The following is a 20,889-nucleotide window of genomic DNA, read 5'->3' on the forward strand; positions in this document are numbered from 1 at the left end:
ATGTACCTTACTAATTGAAAACGTTTGCATTAAATAGTTTAATAGAAGCGCAAACGATATCTCAATCTATGAAAACGTTTGCGTTATTTGTCTATCATTATACATTCTTTTATTCATTTTGCAAATATTAATTTTTAAAATATTATTACTACACTCTTTATAGATTGACTTTATATGAAATGAATACTACTCTTATAAGCAATATTAAAGCTATGCAAAAAGCAATCGTTTGCAACATATGCTTTATTATTATACTTAAGGGAACAATATGCATAGAGATAGTAAAGGGGGATTTTTTATATGCTTAAAGACGCCATCTATCATAGGCCAAAAGATAATTACGCATACGCTTACGATGAAAAAACGATTCATATCCGAATACGTACGAAAAGAGACGATGTTCAAAGCACCAATCTTATTTATGGTGATCCTTATGAATGGACAGACGGGAAGTGGATTTCTTCAAGTGCACCGATGAAAAAAACTGGTTCTACTGCATTATTTGATTATTGGTCCATTTCCATCGAGCCAAAATTTAAGCGCTTACGTTATGGATTTGAATTAAAAGCAGAGACAGAAACGCTTATTTATGCAGAACGTGGATTTTTTTCTAGCATTCCAAATGATGACGTTGGTAACTTTTTCTGTTTTCCATTTATTCATGCAAATGATGTATTCAAAGCACCTTCCTGGATTAAAGATACTGTTTGGTATCAAATTTTCCCAGAACGGTTCGCTAACGGAGATCATACGTTGAATCCAGAAAACACCCTTCCTTGGGGAAGCGCTGAACCAACTCCAACTAATTTTTTCGGCGGAGATTTTGCTGGTATTATTCAAAACCTCGATTACCTTGTTAAGCTTGGAATTTCGGGAATATATTTCACACCTATTTTCAAAGCACATTCAAACCATAAATATGACACAATTGACTACATGGAAATCGATCCTCAATTTGGCACAAAAGAAACATTCAAAGAACTTGTTGAGGCATGTCATACACACGGTATAAAAGTAATGCTCGATGCCGTATTCAATCACAGCGGATACTTTTTCGATAAATTTCAAGACGTACTAGAAAATGGTGAACAGTCAGCATATAAAGATTGGTTCCATATTCATGAGTTCCCAATTAGAACTGAGCCACTCCCGAATTATGATACTTTCGCGTTTACACCGTATATGCCGAAATTAAACACTGCACACCCGGATGTAAAAGAATACTTACTTGAAGTAGGGCGTTATTGGGTAAAAGAATTCAATGTAGACGGTTGGCGCCTTGATGTAGCAAATGAAGTCGACCATAAATTTTGGAGAGAGTTCCGAAGTGAGATAAAAGCATTAAATTCTGAAGTATATATTTTAGGAGAAATTTGGCACGATGCACTTCCTTGGCTACAAGGAGATCAATTTGATGCTGTAATGAGCTACCCTGTTACAAACGCTCTACTGTCTTACTTTGCTAACAATTCCATTAAGGCAAATGAATTTATGAAACAAATTATAGAATCTCTACATTCCTACTCTATGAATGTAAATGAAGCAGCATTTCATTTATTAGACAGCCATGATACACCAAGAATATTGACAACATGTAACGGAGATAAAAATAAGTTAAAGTTACTTTATGTATTCCACCTTTCTTTCATCGGCTCTCCTTGTATTTATTATGGAGACGAAATTGGTATGGATGGCGGTATGGACCCTGATTGCCGCAAATGTATGGTTTGGGATACGAAAGAACAAGATCATCTATTATTTACACATGTACAAACATTAATTTCGTTACGAAAGCAATATAAAGCATTTGGAGGACATGGTACTTTCCAATTCATTGAAGCAAATGATGAACATAATTATATTTCTTATACAAAAACATATGAAGATGAAACTATCTTTTTCGTTTTAAATCCGACTAATAGTGATATTACAGCTTCACTGCCTCTCCATGTTACTGGAAAGAAAATCATTAATATTTATACAAACGAAGAATTTTCAGCGGAAGCAAGTGTATTACAAGTTACACTTCCTCCATATGGATTCTCCATATTAAAATGGTAACCAAAAAAAATCCTTATACCAAAGTGGTATAAGGATTTTTCTTATTTCAATTTGAACACGATTGCTTCATACGGACGTAATGTCATGTTATCTATCGGTCCATTCTCTACGTCGTAATTGTGTATAAATAACTCTGCTTCACTATAACTAATGTCCTCAGGCAATTCAAATACACATTCTTCCGCAGTAAAGTTTGCAATAACAAGAAGTTTTTCTTCTCCATACGTTCTTACGTATGCAAAAATAGATGGATTATTCTCCAATATTAAATCATATGATCCATACACAACTATTTCGTTATTTTTGCGTAACTCAATTAATTTTTTATAATAATAAAAAATTGAATCTTTATTTTGGATCGCTTGTTTCACATTGATTTCTTTATAGTTAGGGTTTACCGTAATCCAGGGCTCACCTGTTGTGAATCCAGCATGATCTTTATCATCCCACTGCATCGGTGTTCTAGCATTATCTCTGCCTTTTATATAAATAGACTGCATCACTTTATCTATATTTTCACCGCGCTCTATCACTTTTTCCTTATACATATTTAATGTTTCAATATCTCGATATTCATCAATCGATTCAAATCGAACATTTGTCATTCCGATTTCTTCGCCTTGATAAATATAAGGTGTTCCTTTCATCATATGAAGCACCGTCGCTAACATTTTCGCAGATTCAATGCGATACATTCCATCATTACCAAAACGAGATACAACACGAGGCTGATCATGGTTATTCCAATACAGACTATTCCAGCCTGTATGTTCTAATGCTTTTTGCCACTTCGTTAAATTCTCTTTTAAAGTAAGAAGTGAACATGGTTTTACATCCCATTTTCCGCCTTCTCCTGAGTCTAAATCCATATGTTCAAATTGGAATACCATCTGCAGTTCTTTTCGTTCTTCCCCGGTATACAATTTCGCTTCTTCTGTCGTTACACCAGGCATTTCACCAACCGTCATAATATCATAATGAGACAATACTTCTTCATTCATTTCATGTAAATATTTATGAATGTTTGGACCGTTCATAAAATACTTATGACCTGAAACATACCCCTCTTCTTCTGTTTCAACAGCTGGTAATCCCTCTTCTTTAGAAATAAAATTAATAACATCCATACGGAAGCCATCAATTCCTTTTTCTAACCAAAACTTCATCATTTCATAAACATCTTGTCTTACCTTTTCATTATCCCAATTTAAATCTGGCTGTTTTTTAGAAAACAGATGTAAATAATATTCATCTGTCATTTCATCATACTGCCATGCAGATCCGCTAAACGCTGCTCCCCAGTTATTCGGCTCTTTTCCTTCTTTTCCAGGGCGCCATATATAGTAATCTCTATATTTATTATCTTTTGATTTACGTGATTCAATAAACCAATTATGTTCATCAGAAGTATGATTAACAACTAAGTCCATCATAAGTTTCATATTACGTTCATGCATTTCATGTAATAGCTCATCCCAATCTTCCATTGTGCCGAACTCATTCATAATTTTACAATAATCACTTATATCATAACCATTATCATCATTTGGAGATTCATAGACTGGTGATAACCAAATTACATCAATCCCTAATTCTTTTAAGTAATCTAACTTTGAAATAATACCGCGAAGATCCCCGATGCCATCACCGTTGCTATCCATAAAGCTACGAGGATAAATTTGATATACTACGCTTTCTTTCCACCACTGTTTTTCCATTATGCTACCCCATTTCATTCATAATTCGATTTTCTCTTTTCCCAAGGTGCAAACGTTTTCATTAATGAATGATAACAGATTCCATCTTAAATTAAAATAGCGCTTACAACTTTTATTCTTATTTTTCTAAGAAAACATACGAAATTTACTAATATTCTTCCAATTCATGAAAACGTTTTATTTTTTTGTTTATTTTTTGAATCTATTCGTTTATAATGAACTCAAAGAAAACGTTTGCATAATTATTTCTAGGGGGAAATACCATGGCAGAACTGAAATTAGAAAACATTTATAAAATATATGATAATAACGTAACAGCTGTAACAGACTTCAATTTACACATTCAAGATAAAGAATTTATCGTATTTGTCGGTCCTTCTGGATGCGGAAAATCTACAACATTACGAATGGTGGCTGGACTTGAAGATATTTCAAAAGGAGAGTTTTCAATTGATGGTAAGCTAATGAATGATGTCCCTCCAAAAGACCGTGATATCGCAATGGTCTTCCAAAACTATGCCCTATATCCACATATGAGTGTGTATGATAATATGGCATTTGGATTAAAACTTAGAAAAATACCAAAAGATGAAATTGATCGTCGTGTAAAAGATGCAGCAAAAATTTTAGGACTGGAACAATATTTAGATAGAAAACCGAAAGCATTATCTGGTGGACAACGTCAACGTGTTGCGTTAGGGAGAGCAATCGTTCGAGACGCGAAAGTGTTCTTAATGGATGAGCCATTATCTAACTTAGACGCTAAATTACGTGTTGCAATGCGCTCAGAAATTTCTAAGTTACACCACCGCCTTGGTACGACAACAATTTATGTAACGCATGATCAAACTGAAGCGATGACAATGGCTTCTCGTCTTGTTGTTATGAAAGACGGAAAAATTCAACAAATCGGTACTCCAAAAGAAGTATATGAAACACCTGAAAACATTTTTGTTGGTGGATTTATCGGCTCTCCAGCGATGAATTTCTTCCGTGGTAAATTAACTGAAACCGATTTCGTTATAGACAATGCTGCAAAAATTAAAGTAACTGAAGGAAAAATGAAGATATTACGTGAACAAGGCTATGTAAATAAAGACATTGTTTTAGGTATTCGTCCTGAGGACATTCATGATGAACTATTATTTTTAGAAGCTTCACAATCTACTGCCTTCACAACAAAAATTGAAGTTGCTGAGTTATTAGGTGCTGAATCTATTTTATATATGAAACTTGGAAATCAAGATTTTGCAGCACGTGTTGATGCAAGACATACATTTTCACCTGGTGACCAAATTAAACTAGCATTTGATATGAATAAAGCGCATTTCTTTGATAGTCAAAACGAACAACGCATTCGTTAAAAAATAATTTTCATACAAAAAAACCGTCCACATATATTGAGGGCGGTTTTCACTATTATACGAGGGCTTCTACTGTATGAAATGATTGTCCTTTCGTGCTAATAATACCGAAAATCGGTAAGTCACTTAGCACCACTTCTTCTTGCTGTTTCATAAAAGATGACGTTAATTGTTTTATCTCTATCCATACGTCATTAATACAAAGCACATTGGAATCGTTCTCTTGTTGGCGTGAAAATATAGAATCTATTTTATATAAACCAGCATTTTGAAAAAGCATATCAATGCGACTGAATGCATTCAAAGTAATGCTGATTACGCGTTGCCAATCTCCTTGTTTTTCCATATTATAGGATACAAAAAGTGCTTCTCCGCCTAGATTCGTAATTTCCTCCACTGTTGCTTGTCCACTTTCTTGATCAATGTCCGTCACAATTACTTTTGCGCCTTGTTTAGCCAACAAAAGAGCTGTATTACGTCCAATACCGATGCCACCGCCAGTTACGATAGCAACTTTTCCTGCAAGCTTCATTTTCATTACCCCTTCTATAAGTCTTACCGTCATTCAGTATACTCCTTTATGAGATTAGTCTGCAAGTAAGAAAAGTTGCTTATTCATTTGTAAACGGTTACTTTTTTACTCCTTCTTTTTTCTTACTATTACGCTGATCGAAAACTAAACCGATGAAAATTAAAATCCCCCAAAAGATTACGCTACCTCCAGTCATTTCAATTTCCCCCTTATTATATAAACATATTATTTTAATCATTATAACATTTTCTTAATTTTCAATCTATTAAATTCGAAAATGATATAGATTAACTTTTTCCCTATTATATATCCATTAAAATATATTTGTATAACAAAAAGAGACCTTTTTATATAAAAAGGTCTCTTTTTGTTATACAAGACTTATCACTTTCGTTTTTGTAATTAAATCCTGAAAACCACAATTATCTTTGCGGAATAACATCATATATACGTTACATAATATCGGAATTCCAAGCAGTAATATGTTCGGTAATAACAATACAAAAAATCGAATCGTTAATGTTTGTAATGTTAACTTTTCACTCTTCAATGAAATTAATTTTATTCTCGTTACCTTTTTACCAAGTGTTACACCGTTCCAAATAAAGGGTAGCAAAATAAAATATATCGCCATTAATATAAAAACTACTGCAAGATCATATCTATAATCGCCAAAACTAATATTAAAGCGATTAAAAATAGCACTATAATTTCCAGTCATAACAGCTACTACTGCACCATACATAACCGAGATTAAAAACATGTCAATTAGGGAAGCACCTATGCGGTTCATTACAAGCGCTGGACGATGCATCTTTAACTTCATTTTTATGTCGACTCCTTCATATCCTTCTTTACCCGTCTCATCGTACCACTTCTAAAAAACATTGTAAACTAGCGTTTCTCTTACTTTTCTTGTACAATGTGTTACAACAGCATTGTAAAGGAGGTTCCCATATTGAAAAAATGGATAATCCTATTCGTCGCATTCCTATTAGCCGGTTGTGCTGGAAATACAAATCATATAACATATACGATTAACGATGAATACGAACTCATACGTACTTCTGGAAATGCATTTGAACTTTTCCCCACGCAAGATGCTGTATATGCCACACAATACATTCCTGCAAAAATTACAGACATAGCCTGGGATGATAAATACATTATTGCAAAACAAACTGAGGAAAAGTCAGATCCTAATAATCCTGACGCAGCAATTGCAAATAAAAAAAGCGAGCATTATTGGATTATTGACGTAAAGCATAATAAACGTTTTGGCCCCTATAATGAAAAACAATTTCATGAACAAAAAGATGCGTTTAAAATTAAGGTACCTTTTCAAAGTGTAGATTCATACATAGAAGAACAGAAAAAACAGTCAGCATAATAGTTTGAGCGCTGACTGTTTTTTCTTGCATATATTTAAAAACAACTTACTCAGAAAGTGAGATGTTAAAAGTTTGTGGCTCTTTTACAACATCTTGCGTTTCTGTATTTGCTGCGATTACATTATCTGTTGTAAATTTAATATCCTTTACCTTTTCTTTTCCATCATCAAGTATTAGGCCGATAATACCATCTCTTGTTTCACCAGGCTTATAGTCTTCCCTTGATACATTTTTTGTACCAACGAGCGTATCTTCATCATATAAAAAGTTTTGCGTTGCTACTTTAAAATGTTGTTTATCATTAATCGCAACATCATTCATAGAGAAAAATTGTATATTTTTATTCCCGCTATTTTCCACCTTATATGTAATTTCAACGTAACGAATCGTATCACTAATCTCTGTTCCACTTAGCGATGCATATAACTCTGCATCTTCTTGACTTACTTTATCTCCTAATCTACGCTTTACTTCTTCAGGAGTTAATGCCGTATATACTTTTAATGTATTTTTTGCATCTTTACTCATCTGTGATAAAGAGATTACTTTCACATCTTGTACGTGAATTTTCATTGGTGCTACTTCAAATGTTTGATTTACTGAATGAATCTGCTCTAACTTAAAAGTACCCCATCCAGTTTCTTTCACTTTTTGTCCTACTTTTTTCAGCTCACGTCCACCATATTCTTTTGTTTCAGGAATAGATTCTTTCTTCTTCGGTTCAACTTTCTTTTCTTCTTGATGGAAGCAACCACTTAACATAAGAAGAAAACTACATAAAATAAAAATACTTTTCCATGCTTTCATCATTTAATTTCTCCTAACACTATCATTCATGAATATAAAATTAGTCCCTTGCTTTGTAAACTATAGAAACAATAAGAAGTCCACAAAACGAACTTGTCAGTCCAGATACTATTATACCCCCTATTTGGAAAATATGAAAATAGGGATCTACGAACGCGTGCACGATAAATATAATAGCTGCCACAACAATTATCGAAATCCAATATTTTATTTTTTCCGAAGCTAAAATAAGGTCTTTACCCATTTCATTTCTACACTTCCATAAAACGTATACTAATAACAGAAAACCAATACATGTACTTCCATGTTGCATATATTTATAAACAGAGATACCGTACCATTCTCTTTGCAATAATGGTATTTTCATAACAAAATAGCCTGTCTTATGAGTGAATGCATCCCAAACAACATGCGTTAACATACCGAATAATGCTGAATAACAAAATACAAAGAAATCTTTCCTTGTGTAAAGCCCCCACCTCTCATCTACTGCATATGTATAGTAGCCAGCAAATGGTTTAGGTAAATGTGTTATAAACGGCTTTTTTAAAATGTAATGATATATGTATGCTAATAAAAATACGAGTGGTAAATTAAAATATAAGAATCCAAGCCACGTATGCCCAATTACACCATACGGTCTAAAGTGTAGGAAATATTCAAAGTCAGGCGCCATACTACCTAATATAAGAGCCGTTACTGAAATATGTTGAGAATACTTTTTTGCAAAAGGAAGAACTGCTGCTGGATGTGCAAATGTAAACGGCATGTTTTAGCTCCTTTTCAGAATTACAATAGATTACATACTATCTATCATAACGACATGAATAATCTCCATGCAATATTTATTTTCACATTGGAATATGATAGTTTAAATGATATAATCCACATAAATATTCAGAAAATAAGGAGGGAGTTCACGTGTCATTAACACTTGTCTTTTTTCTTGTTCTGTTTACCTTGTTTTTAAGTACATACATTGGCTTCTATCTATGGAAGCACTACAAAATTATAAAATATATACCTGCTCTCGTTGGTTTTATAAGCACTCTTTTTATTTTCATATGGAAGAGAATGATTTTCAGCTGGGAAGGTCTTGGCTTTGGCGCACTTCAATATACAATACTATTTGCAAGTTGTCTTACCCTTGTATTTGCTGCTTTTTTAGAATCAAAATCCGTTATGAATTGAGGTTTCTATATTGATTGATGTACCCTTTTTACAAAATGTCACATTAAAAAAAGAAAATATCCCTAGTTTCTCCGCATACCCTTACTGTTTACCCGCTATTCGAACATTACAATCACTAGCTTTCCATCCAAATGTAACATTCATTATTGGAGAAAATGGAACGGGGAAGTCAACATTACTCGAAGCGATTGCAATTGCTTTAGGATTTAATGCAGAAGGTGGAACGAAAAACTTCCGTTTTAGTACAAACGATTCCCATTCATCTTTACATGAATACCTTCGAATTTCCAAAAGTTTCAATACACCAAATGACGGTTTCTTTCTTCGTGCCGAATCATTTTATAACGTTGCTTCTTATATTGATGAAATGGATGCCGATTCAGAAGCACGTGGAAATCCAATTATTGACTCATATGGTGGTACTTCACTACACGCCCAATCACACGGTGAGTCATTTTTCTCCTTATTTATGAATCGTTTTTCAGGACAAGGCTTATACATTTTAGATGAGCCCGAGGCCGCTCTATCACCAATGAGACAACTTTCTATGCTCATTCGAATGCATGAACTAGCGGAACAAGGTTCACAATTTGTTATCGCAACGCATTCTCCAATTTTAATGGCTTATCCTGAATCCACCATATACTCTTTAACACAAGAAGGAATTCACGAGTCCGCCTTAGAAGACACCGAGCATTACCAAACGACGAAACTTTTCTTTGAAAATCGTGATCGATTATTTCATCATTTATTTGATTCTTAATAAAAAGAAGCAGCGATTGCTGCTTCTTTTTATAGTGCTTCTATAAATAATGCTACCCCAATACCGCCGCCGACGCATAGAGAGGCAATTCCTTTTTCTAACCCGCGTCTCTTCAATTCATGAATTAAACTTACAGTAATACGAGCTCCTGTACAACCGATTGGATGTCCAAGTCCTACACCACTACCGTTTACATTCACTTTTTCACGATCTAAACCTAGTTCTTTCTCTACAGCTAAGTATTGCGCAGCGAAAGCTTCATTAATTTCCAGTAAATCTGCATCTTCTAATGACCAATCTACTTTTTCTAATCCTTTACGAATTGCTGGTGCTGGTCCAATCCCCATAATTTTTGGATCTACTCCAGCTACTGAATATCCAACAATTCTAGCTAACGGTTGTAAGCCTTTTTCTTTCGCTTTTTCTTCGCTCATTAATACTAGAACCGCGCTTCCGTCATTCAGGCCAGATGCATTCCCTGCCGTTACAGATCCGCCTTTACGGAAAGCTGGTTTTAATCCTGCTAATTTTTCTGCTGTAATGTCAGCACGTGGATGTTCATCCTTCGAAAATACTACTTCTTTTCTACGTTCTTTTATTGTAATAGGAACAATTTGATCGTCAAAATATCCAGACTCGATTGCCTTCAATGCCAATGTATGACTGCGAAGCGCAACTTCATCTTGTTCCTCTCTTGTAATTTCATATTGTTCAACTAAATTTTCCGCTGTTTCCCCCATCATAATATGATGAATTGGATCTTCTAATACTTCCCACACCGTATCACGAATTTCTCCGTGTTGTAGGCGTTGTCCCCAGCGGTGTTGTTTTAATGCATAAGGGCTTGAACTCATTGCTTCTACTCCACCTGCAACGACAACTTCACTTACACCTAATTGAATTTGCATTGCAGCCGACATAATTGCTTGCATACCTGAAGAACATTGGCGTTGGATTGTATAACCTGTAACTGTGTCAGGAAACCCTGCCGCTAATGCAGCCGTTCTCGCCGTATTTGCTTCATCAGTTCTTTGAATACAATGACCTAAAATCACTTCATCAACTTCGTGTGGTTCTACCCCGCCTCGTTTTACAGCTTCCTGAAGTACAGGAACAGCTAATTCTACTGGCGTTACATTTTTTAGCGCTCCCCCAAAAGTTCCAATTGGCGAACGAACTGCAGCTGTAATAACAACATTATGCATTTTGCACTTGCCCCTCTCTTATGTACCCTAGTCAGTTTTTAGGTGAAATTCCATAAGATGTATGTCTACACCTATCATACTATAAACATACTAAAAAATCAAAATATTTAATATAATAAAAATAGAAGGAATTAACCTTCTATTCTGTTAATGCATATAGAAATTTTTGTAAAATTTTCTCTGTTGTTTTATTCAAATTCGGTAACTTATCTACTGGAAAATATTGAAGCTGTAATCCTTCATGGTCAAGCCTTAATTCCCCGCTCACATGATGTCCCTGATACAGATGAATGACATTAAAAATTTCATCTCCATTTGGATATTGGAAGTACACTTCTTTTCCCGAAAGAACCCCGATAAATTGCATAATTTTCGCATTTAGTCCCGTCTCTTCAAATAGTTCTCTACGAGCAGTTTCTTCTGTCGTTTCTCCTAGCTCCATCGCTCCACCAGGTACACCCCAATCATATGTATCTGAACGATATTGAAGCAATACTTCTTGATTATCATTTAAGATAATAATTGCTGATCCTACTAGAATAAGCGGCCTTGTACCAACGACTTTGCGTAACTCTTCAATATACCCCAATATGTAAACTCTCCTTTCCTCACCCTCCCTTATCATAACAAAATTTTTCTCCTTTTGTTGATGTAATTTTAAAGAAAAAAAGGAAGCTTTCGCCCCCTTTTTTCACCTTTATTTCTTAAAACTTTCATATTTTACAGCTTCAAAAGCTTCTTCTATTTCATCATTACGATAATGGACATATGTAAAACGCCCTAATTCTACTAATCTTGCTATTTCTTGTAACGCTTTATGTTGCTCATATGTTTCCTCAAGCTTAATATGTACATAAAATTTCATTAAAGGATGTTCATATAAAGGTTCTCCCACCTCTACATATACATCTTCCACCCCTTGTACAACTCTTACATAACTTGCAAATTGATACAGTGCTTCTCTGTCTGAAACGATTTTTAATGTATACATATATTCTCCCCCTTTCCTTTACTATATCAAAAAGACAGCCAAACCATGTTATAGAACTATGAAATTTTTTCGACTTGTAATAAACAAGGCGTTTATCCATACATAGGATCTTTTCCCAACATATATTATAGAAAGAATTTTTTCAGTTGAGGTGTTCCTTATGGATCCATACGTCAATATATGTATTTGCATTACGCCAGGCGCCGATATTTCTGATGACCGTATTGCAAAAGATTTAGCAGTTGCAGAGTCAATTTGGCACCCGATTACCTTTCAAATTCAAGAAGTAATTGTTTTAAATGAACTCTTCCGTTTTTCTGACCGTGAAATTAGTTATAAAGATTCTATTCAAAGTCAGGAAAAATTAGCATCCTTTTTTCAAACTTGTGTAAATGAAGCTCCTGAATGCGACCTTTACATTTGTTATATTGGCAGTGATTATTTCAAAGAAACAGCAGTAATTGCCTGTGCCTACTCTTTAGCAAAACAACAGCAACTTACAGGGTATATCGTTTTAACAAACTCGGCTGCTCCTATGAAAAATATATATACGCTCGCTCATGAAATTGGTCATATTTTATTTACAAGACGTGTTCATGGAAAACTTACTCACGCAGATCCTCATTCCCCAACTGGCTCGGAGCACCATCCTTCTCCAACAAATCTTATGTATCCGATCGTCCCTCGCCCTGAAAATGTCCATATTCAGTCTCTATTAACGAACGAACAAAAAGCTCTCTCTTTACAAAGCTCTTTATTGCAAAGAAAAAAACAGTAACGATTTTGTTACTGTTTAAAACAATAGATTCCAATCAATAAACCAAATTTCGGCTGCAACGGATGCAAATATACAACTAAACATAAATACAATTACTCTAAAAATCTCTATATAATATTTCTTTGGAAATAATTTTTTGCATATCCAGAGCAGCCCTTTACCTATTAAACCGAAGAACAAAACATAACCTGATGTGTCATCTAATAAAGTATCGAAATAGTCATCGTGTACCTTTTTCGAAAAGGTAGTATATAGCCCAAAAATCGTTAAACCTAAAAATGTAATAGACAATATACCTAGAAATATACTTTGCATATTTGTTCTCCTCTTAATAAAAAATTCAGTTCGTTCGCTATTAATATAAAGCTAGCTTACAGTTTTTTTCTCCTCAATTTTCAAAGACCATCTCATTAATACATATAAACTTCCGTACAGAAGTAACGGCTCTAGCATTCCCCAATATGGGTTGTTCTTCCCTAATTCTTTAAATACAAACATAATGAATAGCGGGACAATAACAGTTAATATCCCAATCCAGCCAAGTATGTATGCTTCTCCAATTAACAGTACTAGCAAGATAACTCCAGCTAGTATATAACTTTGTATAGTCGTTAATTGTAATACAGGTGTCCCATACCATTTATTCATAAACATTAATAATACTAGTAATAAAATCGGTAGCAATGCTGCTACATAAATAATGCTAAATTCTTTTATTTTATTCTTAAATGATGACATTTTAAAAGCAAATATAATTCCTACAATCGTAATCATTAAAACAATTGGGTATCCAATTAATTGTACATTCGTTAATGTAAATTCATGATTTGGGCTTTCAAATAAAATATTTGTAAGTAACCAATATCCCCCTATTCCAATTATCATTCCTAAAATAGTCTTTATACTTCCGCCTTTATCCTTCTCCATCTCTTTCGCTAATTCTTCCGCATACTCTTTTGGTGAATCACCAAATATATCACTTACCGTCTTTCCCTCTTTCTCACCTTCAATTAAATGAAGCTCTGCATCTTCTAAAAAAGCGTCCACATCTTCTTCTTTAATTCCTTTTGTTATTAAATATACTTTCGTATCGATTAAAAACTTTTCTCCTTCTTTAGAAATCTTCATAATAACCCCTCCCTTATTAAACCGTTTCTCTTCTATTCGTCTTCATCATAATTTCAAGGAAAATTAAAATAAATAAACTTCCGTATAAACATATAATCTGAAATAGCATTGGAACAAGGTCTTCTGATGTAAATGTTTTAAACAGTAACATAATCGAAAGTGGAATAATTAAATATAAGTTTTTAAACCATCCATTAAAATATATATTTATTGCAACTGTAATGATGAAAATACTACCAGCTAATATATAACTTTGCATTTGGGTGAATATAAACATTTTTGTAGGATAAATCACATCTAATATCGTTACAGCCCCTATTAGAAACATTGGTGCGATTATGACTAACGACCACATAGCAAACCAAGTTTTTGTAAAACTTGTTACAAAGGTCATTTTGCGCAGTAGAAAATTAGGACCTATCACAACTAAAATCAATGACAAACTATACCCCACGCCCTGAATAAGTGACATCTGTAATAATCCGTTATTCACTATTAGAATAGAAGCAATAATCCAAAACGATACGATATTCATTACTGTAAAACCAATTTGCTTCCACGTTTCCTGTCTATCCCTTTCCATCACTTTTACAAGTTCATTTGCATATTCTTTCGGTGAGCTTCCGAAAATTTCTTCTACACTTTTCCCATCACTCTCACCTTCTATTAAATGAAGTTCTGCGTCTTCAATAAAGCTTTCCATATCGCTTTCCATATCGCTTTCTTTCACACTCTTTGTAGCCAAAAACAATCTCATATCTAATAAAAATTTTCGTGCTTCATTTGATAACATTATCTTCTTCTCTCCTTCCCTTCAAGTAGACGTTCCACACTACTTTGCATCGCTTCCCAGCGATCCATAAATTCATCCAGTGCATCTTCGCCATCTTCTGTTAACGTGTAATACTTCCGTTTTGGACCAGATGGGGATTCCTTCATTACACTTTTTATGAATCCTTCCTTTTGCATTCGTATTAATAACGGATAAATACTTCCCTCACTCGCCATTGTAAAGCCATACTTTGCTAGCTTCTCACTCATTTCATAACCGTATATTTCACCTTCAGAAATAATAGCAAGTAAGCATCCTTCTAAAATCCCTTTCAGCATTTGACTTGTCGACATAATTCAAATCCTCCTACTATCTTGTTTTACAAGATAGATAAGCGTAAGTATCTTGCTTTACAAAATAGTATAGCAGAGACTATTTTGCAAAACAAGATAGCTAACAATATTTTTCCAAATCTTTGCAGGATTTTCATTATCCACTCTCTAAATAGAGCAATATGAGAACTTTATTACGAAGGGATGTTTTTCATCATGGTTACAAATCGAGTTGTTTTTTTAACAGGTGCTGCAAGTGGTATTGGTTATGAAATGGGAAAAGCTTTTGCAAAAGAAGGTGCAAAAGTCGTTATTACCGATCGTCTTGAAGAACGTGCAAAAGAAGCTGCTGAACAATTGCAAAAAGAAGGCTTTCAAGCTATCGGCTTAAAATGTGATGTTACATCCGAAGAAGAAATAGAAGCATCCATTTCTCAAACTGTTACTCATTTCGGTTCATTAGACATATTAATTAATAACGCAGGCATGCAACACGTTTCACCAATTGAAGATTTTCCGACCGAAAAATTCGAGCTACTAATTAAAATTATGCAAATCGCTCCTTTTATAGCAATAAAGCATGCCTTCCCAATCATGAAAAAGCAAAAGTATGGTCGTATTATTAATGTCGCATCCATTAATGGCCTCGTTGGATTTGCAGGGAAATCCGCCTACAATAGCGCGAAACATGGTGTAATTGGATTAACAAAAGTTGCCGCTTTAGAAGGCGCTACTCATGGAATTACCGTTAACGCGCTTTGTCCAGGCTATGTCGATACACCTCTTGTACGCAATCAACTACAAGATTTAGCTACGACACGAAATGTACCACTTGAAAATGTGTTAGAGGATGTCATTTATCCACTTGTCCCACAAAAACGCTTATTACAAGTACAAGAGATTGCTGATTATGCGATGTTTTTAGCGAGCGAAAAAGCGAAAGGTATAACTGGTCAAGCTGTCGTTATCGATGGTGGTTATACTGCTCAATAAAAAATAAAGTTTGCTCACGAAGAGCAAACTTTATTTTTTATCGCGAGGATCATCATACTGTAGTAATTGCCGTGGTAACTTCTCTATTGCAACAATTACCCCATCTAATTTACTTTCAATACGGTGGAGTAAATATAATGTTACAACAATTGGAAACCCTACATTACCTATCATCTTGATCCACTCTTCCATCTTTTTCTCCTCCTTTCATTATATAAATAAGAAAAAAGAACACATTTAGGCATAGAAAAACAAGCTATTATGTATTAGCTTGTTTTTCAAATAATGATGCAATTTCCCGTTTATAATCCCCGCGTATAATACCTTGCTCAGTAATAATACCTGTAATTAATTCATTCGGTGTTACATCAAATGCTGGATTATAAACAGTAGTTCCAACTGGTGCCACCTGTTTCCCAAAAATTTTCGTAACTTCTGTTTCATCTCTTTCTTCAATAATAATTTCTGCACCTGTTTGTTTCGTAATATCAAATGTAGATAGTGGAGCTGCAACGTAGAACGGGATATCGAAATACTTTGCTAATATAGCTAAATTCATCGTTCCGATTTTATTTGCTGTATCCCCATTTGCGACAATTCGGTCCGCTCCTACAATAATTGCGTTGATTTCTTTCGTTTGAATAGCATGAGCTGCCGTATTATCTGTAATAAGTGTTACATCGATACCTGCCTGTTTTAATTCCCAGGTCGTTAAGCGACCGCCTTGTAAAACCGGTCTCGTTTCACATGCATATGCATGTAAATGTACACCTTTTTCTTTCCCAATATAAAACGGTGCTAATGCAGTACCATATCTAGCAGTTGCAATACTGCCAGCGTTACAAATTGTTAAAATGTTATCACCGTCTTTAAAGCATGTTAATGCATGTTCTCCAATACTTCGGCATACCGCTTCATCTTCTTGCTGAATACGAAGCGCTTCTTCTTCTAATATTTTTTGCGCTTCTTTTATTGTAGTAATTTCTTGAATAGATTCTCTCATACGATCGATTGCCCAAAATAAATTGACTGCTGTCGGGCGTGACGTCCCTAAATAATTACAATCTCTATTAAACTTCTTTTGAAATTCTTCAATATGTAAAGTAGTATATTTTTTTGATGCAAGCGCCAATCCAAATGCAGCTACAATTCCAATTGCAGGTGCTCCTCTTACTTCTAGCATGACAATACTTTTCCATACCTCTTCAATCGTCGTTAATGTTTTATATTCTGTGCTATGCGGTAGCTTTGTTTGATTTAATACTGCAATGGCATCACCTTTCCAACTGACAGACCTCGGAATCGTAACAACTGTACTCATGCTTTTACCCCTCCAGAAACTGTCTGTTGAAATAATGTTCGGAACAGTTGAATATCAGCGTTTTTAGATTCATATTTTATTAGTTCTTTACCTAAGGATAAAGCTTGTTTCTTGGCTTGAATTCTCTTTTCTTTATTTGCTATTTCATCTAAATCAGCTACATGTGCTAAGCCAATTGTTCTTCGGATAAGCTCACATCCAGCAAATCCGACCACATCCTTAAAAATATTTTGCAAAATAATCGGCAACCATTGTTTCTCTTTCGTATATGCTTCTACACCTTCTCCAATCCATAACTTCGTAAAAGTGTCTACGAAAAAGCTCCATGTTTTCTCAATATGGAAAAATAGCACACTTCTCTGTTCTTCCTCTCTAGATAGAGCATTTAATAATAGATTTGCAATAAATTGCCCGATGTCAAATCCAAATGGACCGTACGTTGCAAATTCTGGGTCAATCACTTTCGTTTCAGAAGGTGATGAAAAAATACTTCCAGTATGTAAATCTCCATGAATGAGTGCCTCTTTTCTCGTTAAAAATTTATATTTATATTGCGCTACTTTTAGTTTTAAAGTTTTATCACTCCATAGTTCATCTACAGCCAATTGTAACTCCGACTCATAATCATTCGTATCGTAATGCCCAAACGGATCTGTAAACACTAAATCTTCTGTAATTTTGCAAAGGTCTGGATTTACAAATGTACCTTCTAGTACCCTTTTCTCTTCTGACTGTAAACCAAAATCTGAAGTATAAAATAAAACATTCGCTAGAAAACGACCGATATGCTGGGATAGAAGTGGATACTCTTCTCCATCTATTAATCCTTTTCTTGTAATAGTTAATTTGGATAAGTCTTCTATGATTGTTACCGCTAATTCTTCATCATGACTATACACTACCGGCACATATTCCGGCACATACTTTGCAAAAATTTGCAGCGCCTTACTTTCAATCGTCGCTCTTTTTATAGACAACGGCCAGCTCTCACCAACTACTTTCGCATATGGTAGTGCTTGTTTTATTATAATAGACTTCTCTCCATCATCTAATTTGAACACGTAATTTAAATTTCCATCCCCAATTTCATGACAAACTACATTTGCTTTCTTTTCAAAATAGCCATGTTCTTTCGCATATTGTACAGCGGTTACTTCTGTTAATGAATAATATCCCATCGTCTTCTCCCCCTTTTTTTAATTCAGAGGTTTTTCTAACACAGAAAAACCTCTTTCCACTAAGAAAGAGGTTTGAAGTTTATCTTCTCCCCTCTTATCTGCCAGAAAGTTTTACTTTCTGCTGGAATTAGCACCGTGCCTTTTGGCGTCATAAACGCCCCATTTCACAATGGTATTACGGTCGGTTGCTGGGCTTCATCGGGCCAAATCCCTCCACCTGCTCTTGATAAGAGTTGTATAATTTTTTAGAATTTTTAACTTTATGTTGAAGACTATACCAAGAATAAAAATCACTTGTCAACATTTTATTTGTATAATTCTGGACGTCGATCTGCAAAAACTGGAATTCCTTTGCGTACTTCTTTAATTTTCTCGAATGTAAGCTCTCCAAATAGAATTGATTCTTCTTCATTCGCTTCTACAACAACTTCACCCCAAGGATCGACAATTAAAGAATGGCCAGCAAACTCATTATTTGGATCCTTCCCTGCCCTATTACATGCTACAACATAACACTGATTTTCAACTGCTCTTGCTTGTAATAGTAAACGCCAATGCGCTAAACGAACTAATGGCCATTCAGCTACAACAAATAAAACTTTTGCACCTTTAGCAGTATGAACGCGCATCCACTCCGGAAAACGAATATCATAGCAAATGGTGCCGGCGCACTCTACATCATCTAACTTAAATTCACCAGTACGATTTCCAGCGATTAAATATTTATGTTCATCCATAAGCTGAAATAAATGCACTTTACTATATTCATTGACTAGTTCTCCTTTATTCGTTACAACATACATTGTATTTGTAACACCTTGTTCCGTTTGCTTTGCTATAGAACCACCAACAATATGTACACCATATTGTTTCGACCATTCTATCAACTTTTCTTTCGTTTCCAATCCATCCCTATCTGCAATTTCAGAGAGTCTCGTTAAATCATAACCTGTTGTCCATAGTTCTGGTAAGACGATAACATCTGGTCTTTCCTTCATCGCTTCGCTTATTTTATTTTTAGCATTCTCAATATTTTTTTCTACATCTCCAAAGACAATATCCATTTGAATACATGCGACTTTCATTTTTTCAGCCCCATTCTCATTTTTTTCTTTACAAAATACTGGAAAGATTATATCATTTGTCACTAGAATTGTAACAACTTTCAAAAGAGGTGGAAAGTATGAAATCATTTCAACCTTCTGAGATAGTAACATCATTGCCAACACAATTTTTCGCTTCACTTGTTGCAAAAGTTAACAAAGTCGTTGCAGCTGGTCACGATGTTATTAATCTAGGTCAAGGTAATCCAGATCAACCAACACCGCAGCATATCGTAAAAGCTTTGCAAGATGCTGCTGAAAAGACCATTCATCATAAATATCCGCCATTTCGCGGACATGAAAGCTTAAAAGAAGCCGTGGCAACATTCTATCAACGTGAATATGATGTAGTAGTAAATCCGAAAACTGAAGTTGCTATATTGTTTGGTGGAAAGGCTGGATTAGTAGAATTACCAGTTTGCTTTACAAACCCTGGTGATACAATTCTCGTTCCCGATCCAGGCTATCCAGATTATTTATCAGGTGTCGCTTTAGCGAAAGCACAATTTGAAACAATGCCGCTTATTGCAGAAAATAAATTTTTACCAGATTATACAAAAATTGACGACTCTATTGCCGAGCGTGCAAAATTAATGTTTTTAAACTACCCAAATAACCCTACAGGTGCTACTGCATCAAAAGATTTTTTTGATGAAACGATTCAATTTGCTAATAAACACAATATATTGGTTGTTCATGATTTTGCCTATGGTGCTATAGGGTTCGATGGTCAAAAGCCAGTTAGTTTCTTACAAGCAGACGGTGCTAAAGATACAGGAATTGAAATTTATACTCTATCGAAAACTTTCAATATGGCTGGGTGGCGTATCGCTTTTGCAGTAGGGAATGAAAGTGTCATTGAAACCATTAACTTATTACAAGATCATATGTATGTTAGTATTTTTGGTGCAGTTCAAGATGCCGCCCGCGAAGCACTATTAAGTTCACAGTCTTGCGTAATAGACCTTGTAAATAGTTACGAAGCTCGACGAAACGCTCTTATTTCAGCTTGTCACTCAATTGGTTGGAATGTAGACATTCCAACAGGATCATTTTTTGCATGGCTTCCTGTTCCAAAAGGATATACTTCTGAGCAATTTTCTAATATTTTACTAGAAAAAGCACATGTCGCAGTTGCTCCTGGTGTTGGATTTGGTGAGCATGGCGAAGGGTATGTCCGTGTTGGTCTCTTACATACAGAAGATAGGTTAAGAGAAGCCATTCATCGAATTGATAAATTAAATTTTTTCAAAAAGTAATT

General features: G+C 34.7%; 25 protein-coding genes and 1 riboswitch. Of the genes, 8 read left to right on the plus strand and 17 right to left on the minus strand.

The window, feature by feature from the left end:
* Nucleotides 1-300 precede the first annotated feature (300 nt).
* Entirely contained in the window at nucleotides 301-2,061 is a 1,761-nt protein-coding gene (locus BGI23_RS19265; protein WP_070806774.1) for an alpha-glycosidase, read from the plus strand.
* Between the two features lie 41 nt (nucleotides 2,062-2,102).
* Here BGI23_RS19265 and malL read toward each other — a convergent pair whose 3' ends face one another.
* Nucleotides 2,103-3,779 (minus strand): oligo-1,6-glucosidase, encoded by a 1,677-nt coding sequence (gene malL, locus BGI23_RS19270; protein WP_000415194.1) that lies wholly within the window; start codon nucleotides 3,777-3,779, stop codon nucleotides 2,103-2,105.
* Nucleotides 3,780-4,042: 263 nt separating this feature from the next.
* Here malL and BGI23_RS19275 point away from each other — a divergent pair, with 263 nt between their 5' ends.
* The gene (locus BGI23_RS19275; RefSeq protein WP_000818923.1) at nucleotides 4,043-5,143 is read left to right on the plus strand and encodes an ABC transporter ATP-binding protein; all 1,101 of its coding nucleotides are present in this window, start codon (nucleotides 4,043-4,045) and stop codon (nucleotides 5,141-5,143) included.
* 55 nt (nucleotides 5,144-5,198) lie between these two features.
* On the opposite strand, the gene BGI23_RS19280 is transcribed toward BGI23_RS19275, so the two are convergent.
* The 3 genes from BGI23_RS19280 to BGI23_RS19290 all read right to left on the minus strand — a co-directional run bounded on the left by BGI23_RS19280 (nucleotide 5,199) and on the right by BGI23_RS19290 (nucleotide 6,501).
* Nucleotides 5,199-5,708: an SDR family NAD(P)-dependent oxidoreductase gene (locus tag BGI23_RS19280; RefSeq protein ID WP_000218426.1), complete on the minus strand. Its 510-nt coding sequence runs from the start codon at nucleotides 5,706-5,708 to the stop codon at nucleotides 5,199-5,201.
* A 64-nt stretch (nucleotides 5,709-5,772) separates the two neighbouring features.
* Nucleotides 5,773-5,871: a hypothetical protein gene (locus tag BGI23_RS19285; protein WP_000145657.1), complete on the minus strand. Its 99-nt coding sequence runs from the start codon at nucleotides 5,869-5,871 to the stop codon at nucleotides 5,773-5,775.
* Between the two features lie 174 nt (nucleotides 5,872-6,045).
* Nucleotides 6,046-6,501, minus strand: a complete 456-nt coding sequence (locus tag BGI23_RS19290) for an RDD family protein (RefSeq protein ID WP_000769088.1) — start codon at nucleotides 6,499-6,501, stop codon at nucleotides 6,046-6,048.
* A gap of 132 nt (nucleotides 6,502-6,633) precedes the next feature.
* Here BGI23_RS19290 and BGI23_RS19295 point away from each other — a divergent pair, with 132 nt between their 5' ends.
* A complete protein-coding gene (locus BGI23_RS19295) occupies nucleotides 6,634-7,065 on the plus strand; it encodes a DUF3997 domain-containing protein (protein WP_000758783.1) in 432 nt (143 codons plus the stop codon).
* A 46-nt stretch (nucleotides 7,066-7,111) separates the two neighbouring features.
* On the opposite strand, the gene BGI23_RS19300 is transcribed toward BGI23_RS19295, so the two are convergent.
* Both BGI23_RS19300 and BGI23_RS19305 read right to left on the minus strand, forming a co-directional pair.
* Entirely contained in the window at nucleotides 7,112-7,876 is a 765-nt protein-coding gene (locus BGI23_RS19300; RefSeq protein WP_000973883.1) for a hypothetical protein, read from the minus strand.
* A gap of 37 nt (nucleotides 7,877-7,913) precedes the next feature.
* Nucleotides 7,914-8,642 (minus strand): DUF4184 family protein, encoded by a 729-nt coding sequence (locus BGI23_RS19305; protein WP_001116879.1) that lies wholly within the window; start codon nucleotides 8,640-8,642, stop codon nucleotides 7,914-7,916.
* 152 nt (nucleotides 8,643-8,794) lie between these two features.
* Here BGI23_RS19305 and BGI23_RS19310 point away from each other — a divergent pair, with 152 nt between their 5' ends.
* Both BGI23_RS19310 and BGI23_RS19315 read left to right on the plus strand, forming a co-directional pair.
* Entirely contained in the window at nucleotides 8,795-9,064 is a 270-nt protein-coding gene (locus tag BGI23_RS19310) for a hypothetical protein (RefSeq protein WP_000059971.1), read from the plus strand.
* Between the two features lie 10 nt (nucleotides 9,065-9,074).
* On the plus strand, nucleotides 9,075-9,827 hold the full coding sequence (locus tag BGI23_RS19315) for an AAA family ATPase (protein ID WP_000567995.1): 753 nt from the start codon (nucleotides 9,075-9,077) through the stop codon (nucleotides 9,825-9,827).
* Between the two features lie 29 nt (nucleotides 9,828-9,856).
* On the opposite strand, the gene BGI23_RS19320 is transcribed toward BGI23_RS19315, so the two are convergent.
* The 3 genes from BGI23_RS19320 to BGI23_RS19330 all read right to left on the minus strand — a co-directional run bounded on the left by BGI23_RS19320 (nucleotide 9,857) and on the right by BGI23_RS19330 (nucleotide 12,023).
* Nucleotides 9,857-11,032, minus strand: a complete 1,176-nt coding sequence (locus BGI23_RS19320) for an acetyl-CoA C-acetyltransferase (protein ID WP_000552088.1) — start codon at nucleotides 11,030-11,032, stop codon at nucleotides 9,857-9,859.
* 139 nt (nucleotides 11,033-11,171) lie between these two features.
* The gene (locus BGI23_RS19325; RefSeq protein ID WP_000540524.1) at nucleotides 11,172-11,621 is read right to left on the minus strand and encodes an NUDIX hydrolase; all 450 of its coding nucleotides are present in this window, start codon (nucleotides 11,619-11,621) and stop codon (nucleotides 11,172-11,174) included.
* A 108-nt stretch (nucleotides 11,622-11,729) separates the two neighbouring features.
* A complete protein-coding gene (locus BGI23_RS19330; RefSeq protein WP_000288327.1) occupies nucleotides 11,730-12,023 on the minus strand; it encodes a DUF3928 family protein in 294 nt (97 codons plus the stop codon).
* A 160-nt stretch (nucleotides 12,024-12,183) separates the two neighbouring features.
* Here BGI23_RS19330 and BGI23_RS19335 point away from each other — a divergent pair, with 160 nt between their 5' ends.
* Nucleotides 12,184-12,801, plus strand: coding sequence for an ImmA/IrrE family metallo-endopeptidase (locus BGI23_RS19335; RefSeq protein WP_000371612.1), 618 nt, complete (start codon nucleotides 12,184-12,186; stop codon nucleotides 12,799-12,801).
* A 15-nt stretch (nucleotides 12,802-12,816) separates the two neighbouring features.
* On the opposite strand, the gene BGI23_RS19340 is transcribed toward BGI23_RS19335, so the two are convergent.
* Genes BGI23_RS19340 through BGI23_RS19355 form a run of 4 tightly spaced genes read right to left on the minus strand, consistent with a single transcriptional unit; the run spans nucleotide 12,817 to nucleotide 15,054 of the window.
* Complete coding sequence (locus tag BGI23_RS19340) at nucleotides 12,817-13,116, minus strand: hypothetical protein (protein ID WP_001190634.1); 300 nt, start codon at nucleotides 13,114-13,116, stop codon at nucleotides 12,817-12,819.
* Between the two features lie 51 nt (nucleotides 13,117-13,167).
* Nucleotides 13,168-13,929 (minus strand): DUF1129 domain-containing protein, encoded by a 762-nt coding sequence (locus BGI23_RS19345; RefSeq protein ID WP_000703256.1) that lies wholly within the window; start codon nucleotides 13,927-13,929, stop codon nucleotides 13,168-13,170.
* 16 nt (nucleotides 13,930-13,945) lie between these two features.
* Nucleotides 13,946-14,722: a DUF1129 domain-containing protein gene (locus BGI23_RS19350; protein ID WP_070806775.1), complete on the minus strand. Its 777-nt coding sequence runs from the start codon at nucleotides 14,720-14,722 to the stop codon at nucleotides 13,946-13,948.
* A complete protein-coding gene (locus tag BGI23_RS19355; RefSeq protein WP_070806776.1) occupies nucleotides 14,722-15,054 on the minus strand; it encodes a PadR family transcriptional regulator in 333 nt (110 codons plus the stop codon). The genes BGI23_RS19350 and BGI23_RS19355 overlap by 1 nt, the downstream gene beginning before the upstream one ends.
* A 195-nt stretch (nucleotides 15,055-15,249) precedes the next feature.
* On the opposite strand from BGI23_RS19355, the gene BGI23_RS19360 reads away from it, so the two are divergent.
* On the plus strand, nucleotides 15,250-16,026 hold the full coding sequence (locus BGI23_RS19360) for a 3-hydroxybutyrate dehydrogenase (protein WP_070806777.1): 777 nt from the start codon (nucleotides 15,250-15,252) through the stop codon (nucleotides 16,024-16,026).
* A 30-nt stretch (nucleotides 16,027-16,056) separates the two neighbouring features.
* On the opposite strand, the gene BGI23_RS19365 is transcribed toward BGI23_RS19360, so the two are convergent.
* The 4 genes from BGI23_RS19365 to BGI23_RS19380 all read right to left on the minus strand — a co-directional run bounded on the left by BGI23_RS19365 (nucleotide 16,057) and on the right by BGI23_RS19380 (nucleotide 19,694).
* On the minus strand, nucleotides 16,057-16,218 hold the full coding sequence (locus BGI23_RS19365) for a YvrJ family protein (protein ID WP_000393331.1): 162 nt from the start codon (nucleotides 16,216-16,218) through the stop codon (nucleotides 16,057-16,059).
* Between the two features lie 67 nt (nucleotides 16,219-16,285).
* Nucleotides 16,286-17,347: an S-methyl-5-thioribose-1-phosphate isomerase gene (gene mtnA / locus BGI23_RS19370; protein ID WP_070806778.1), complete on the minus strand. Its 1,062-nt coding sequence runs from the start codon at nucleotides 17,345-17,347 to the stop codon at nucleotides 16,286-16,288.
* Nucleotides 17,344-18,525 (minus strand): S-methyl-5-thioribose kinase, encoded by a 1,182-nt coding sequence (gene mtnK / locus BGI23_RS19375; protein WP_070806779.1) that lies wholly within the window; start codon nucleotides 18,523-18,525, stop codon nucleotides 17,344-17,346. Before mtnK ends, mtnA begins: the two co-directional genes overlap by 4 nt.
* A gap of 91 nt (nucleotides 18,526-18,616) precedes the next feature.
* Nucleotides 18,617-18,758, minus strand: a riboswitch (SAM riboswitch).
* A 72-nt stretch (nucleotides 18,759-18,830) separates the two neighbouring features.
* On the minus strand, nucleotides 18,831-19,694 hold the full coding sequence (locus tag BGI23_RS19380; RefSeq protein ID WP_044821791.1) for a carbon-nitrogen family hydrolase: 864 nt from the start codon (nucleotides 19,692-19,694) through the stop codon (nucleotides 18,831-18,833).
* Between the two features lie 14 nt (nucleotides 19,695-19,708).
* Between BGI23_RS19380 and BGI23_RS19385 the strand changes: the two genes are divergently transcribed.
* Complete coding sequence (locus tag BGI23_RS19385; RefSeq protein ID WP_044793867.1) at nucleotides 19,709-20,887, plus strand: pyridoxal phosphate-dependent aminotransferase; 1,179 nt, start codon at nucleotides 19,709-19,711, stop codon at nucleotides 20,885-20,887.
* Nucleotides 20,888-20,889: the final 2 nt, after the last annotated feature.

The sequence above is a fragment of the Bacillus sp. ABP14 genome, from assembly GCF_001831375.1.
GTDB lineage: Bacteria > Bacillota > Bacilli > Bacillales > Bacillaceae_G > Bacillus_A > Bacillus_A paranthracis.

Excerpts from the sequence above, each read along its gene's own strand:
- BGI23_RS19300 (WP_000973883.1), bottom strand. The coding sequence starts at position 7,876 with ATGATGAAAGCATGGAAAAGTATTTTTATTTTATGTAGTTTTCTTCTT.
- mtnA (WP_070806778.1), bottom strand. The coding sequence starts at position 17,347 with ATGAGTACAGTTGTTACGATTCCGAGGTCTGTCAGTTGGAAAGGTGAT.
- BGI23_RS19335 (WP_000371612.1), top strand. The coding sequence starts at position 12,184 with ATGGATCCATACGTCAATATATGTATTTGCATTACGCCAGGCGCCGAT.
- BGI23_RS19290 (WP_000769088.1), bottom strand. The coding sequence starts at position 6,501 with ATGAAGTTAAAGATGCATCGTCCAGCGCTTGTAATGAACCGCATAGGT.
- BGI23_RS19320 (WP_000552088.1), bottom strand. The coding sequence starts at position 11,032 with ATGCATAATGTTGTTATTACAGCTGCAGTTCGTTCGCCAATTGGAACT.
- BGI23_RS19275 (WP_000818923.1), top strand. The coding sequence starts at position 4,043 with ATGGCAGAACTGAAATTAGAAAACATTTATAAAATATATGATAATAAC.
- BGI23_RS19330 (WP_000288327.1), bottom strand. The coding sequence starts at position 12,023 with ATGTATACATTAAAAATCGTTTCAGACAGAGAAGCACTGTATCAATTT.
- malL (WP_000415194.1), bottom strand. The coding sequence starts at position 3,779 with ATGGAAAAACAGTGGTGGAAAGAAAGCGTAGTATATCAAATTTATCCT.
- BGI23_RS19305 (WP_001116879.1), bottom strand. The coding sequence starts at position 8,642 with ATGCCGTTTACATTTGCACATCCAGCAGCAGTTCTTCCTTTTGCAAAA.
- BGI23_RS19340 (WP_001190634.1), bottom strand. The coding sequence starts at position 13,116 with ATGCAAAGTATATTTCTAGGTATATTGTCTATTACATTTTTAGGTTTA.
- BGI23_RS19365 (WP_000393331.1), bottom strand. The coding sequence starts at position 16,218 with ATGGAAGAGTGGATCAAGATGATAGGTAATGTAGGGTTTCCAATTGTT.
- BGI23_RS19355 (WP_070806776.1), bottom strand. The coding sequence starts at position 15,054 with ATGTCGACAAGTCAAATGCTGAAAGGGATTTTAGAAGGATGCTTACTT.
- mtnK (WP_070806779.1), bottom strand. The coding sequence starts at position 18,525 with ATGGGATATTATTCATTAACAGAAGTAACCGCTGTACAATATGCGAAA.
- BGI23_RS19360 (WP_070806777.1), top strand. The coding sequence starts at position 15,250 with ATGGTTACAAATCGAGTTGTTTTTTTAACAGGTGCTGCAAGTGGTATT.
- BGI23_RS19385 (WP_044793867.1), top strand. The coding sequence starts at position 19,709 with ATGAAATCATTTCAACCTTCTGAGATAGTAACATCATTGCCAACACAA.
- BGI23_RS19265 (WP_070806774.1), top strand. The coding sequence starts at position 301 with ATGCTTAAAGACGCCATCTATCATAGGCCAAAAGATAATTACGCATAC.
- BGI23_RS19280 (WP_000218426.1), bottom strand. The coding sequence starts at position 5,708 with ATGACGGTAAGACTTATAGAAGGGGTAATGAAAATGAAGCTTGCAGGA.
- BGI23_RS19350 (WP_070806775.1), bottom strand. The coding sequence starts at position 14,722 with ATGTTATCAAATGAAGCACGAAAATTTTTATTAGATATGAGATTGTTT.
- BGI23_RS19345 (WP_000703256.1), bottom strand. The coding sequence starts at position 13,929 with ATGAAGATTTCTAAAGAAGGAGAAAAGTTTTTAATCGATACGAAAGTA.
- BGI23_RS19285 (WP_000145657.1), bottom strand. The coding sequence starts at position 5,871 with ATGACTGGAGGTAGCGTAATCTTTTGGGGGATTTTAATTTTCATCGGT.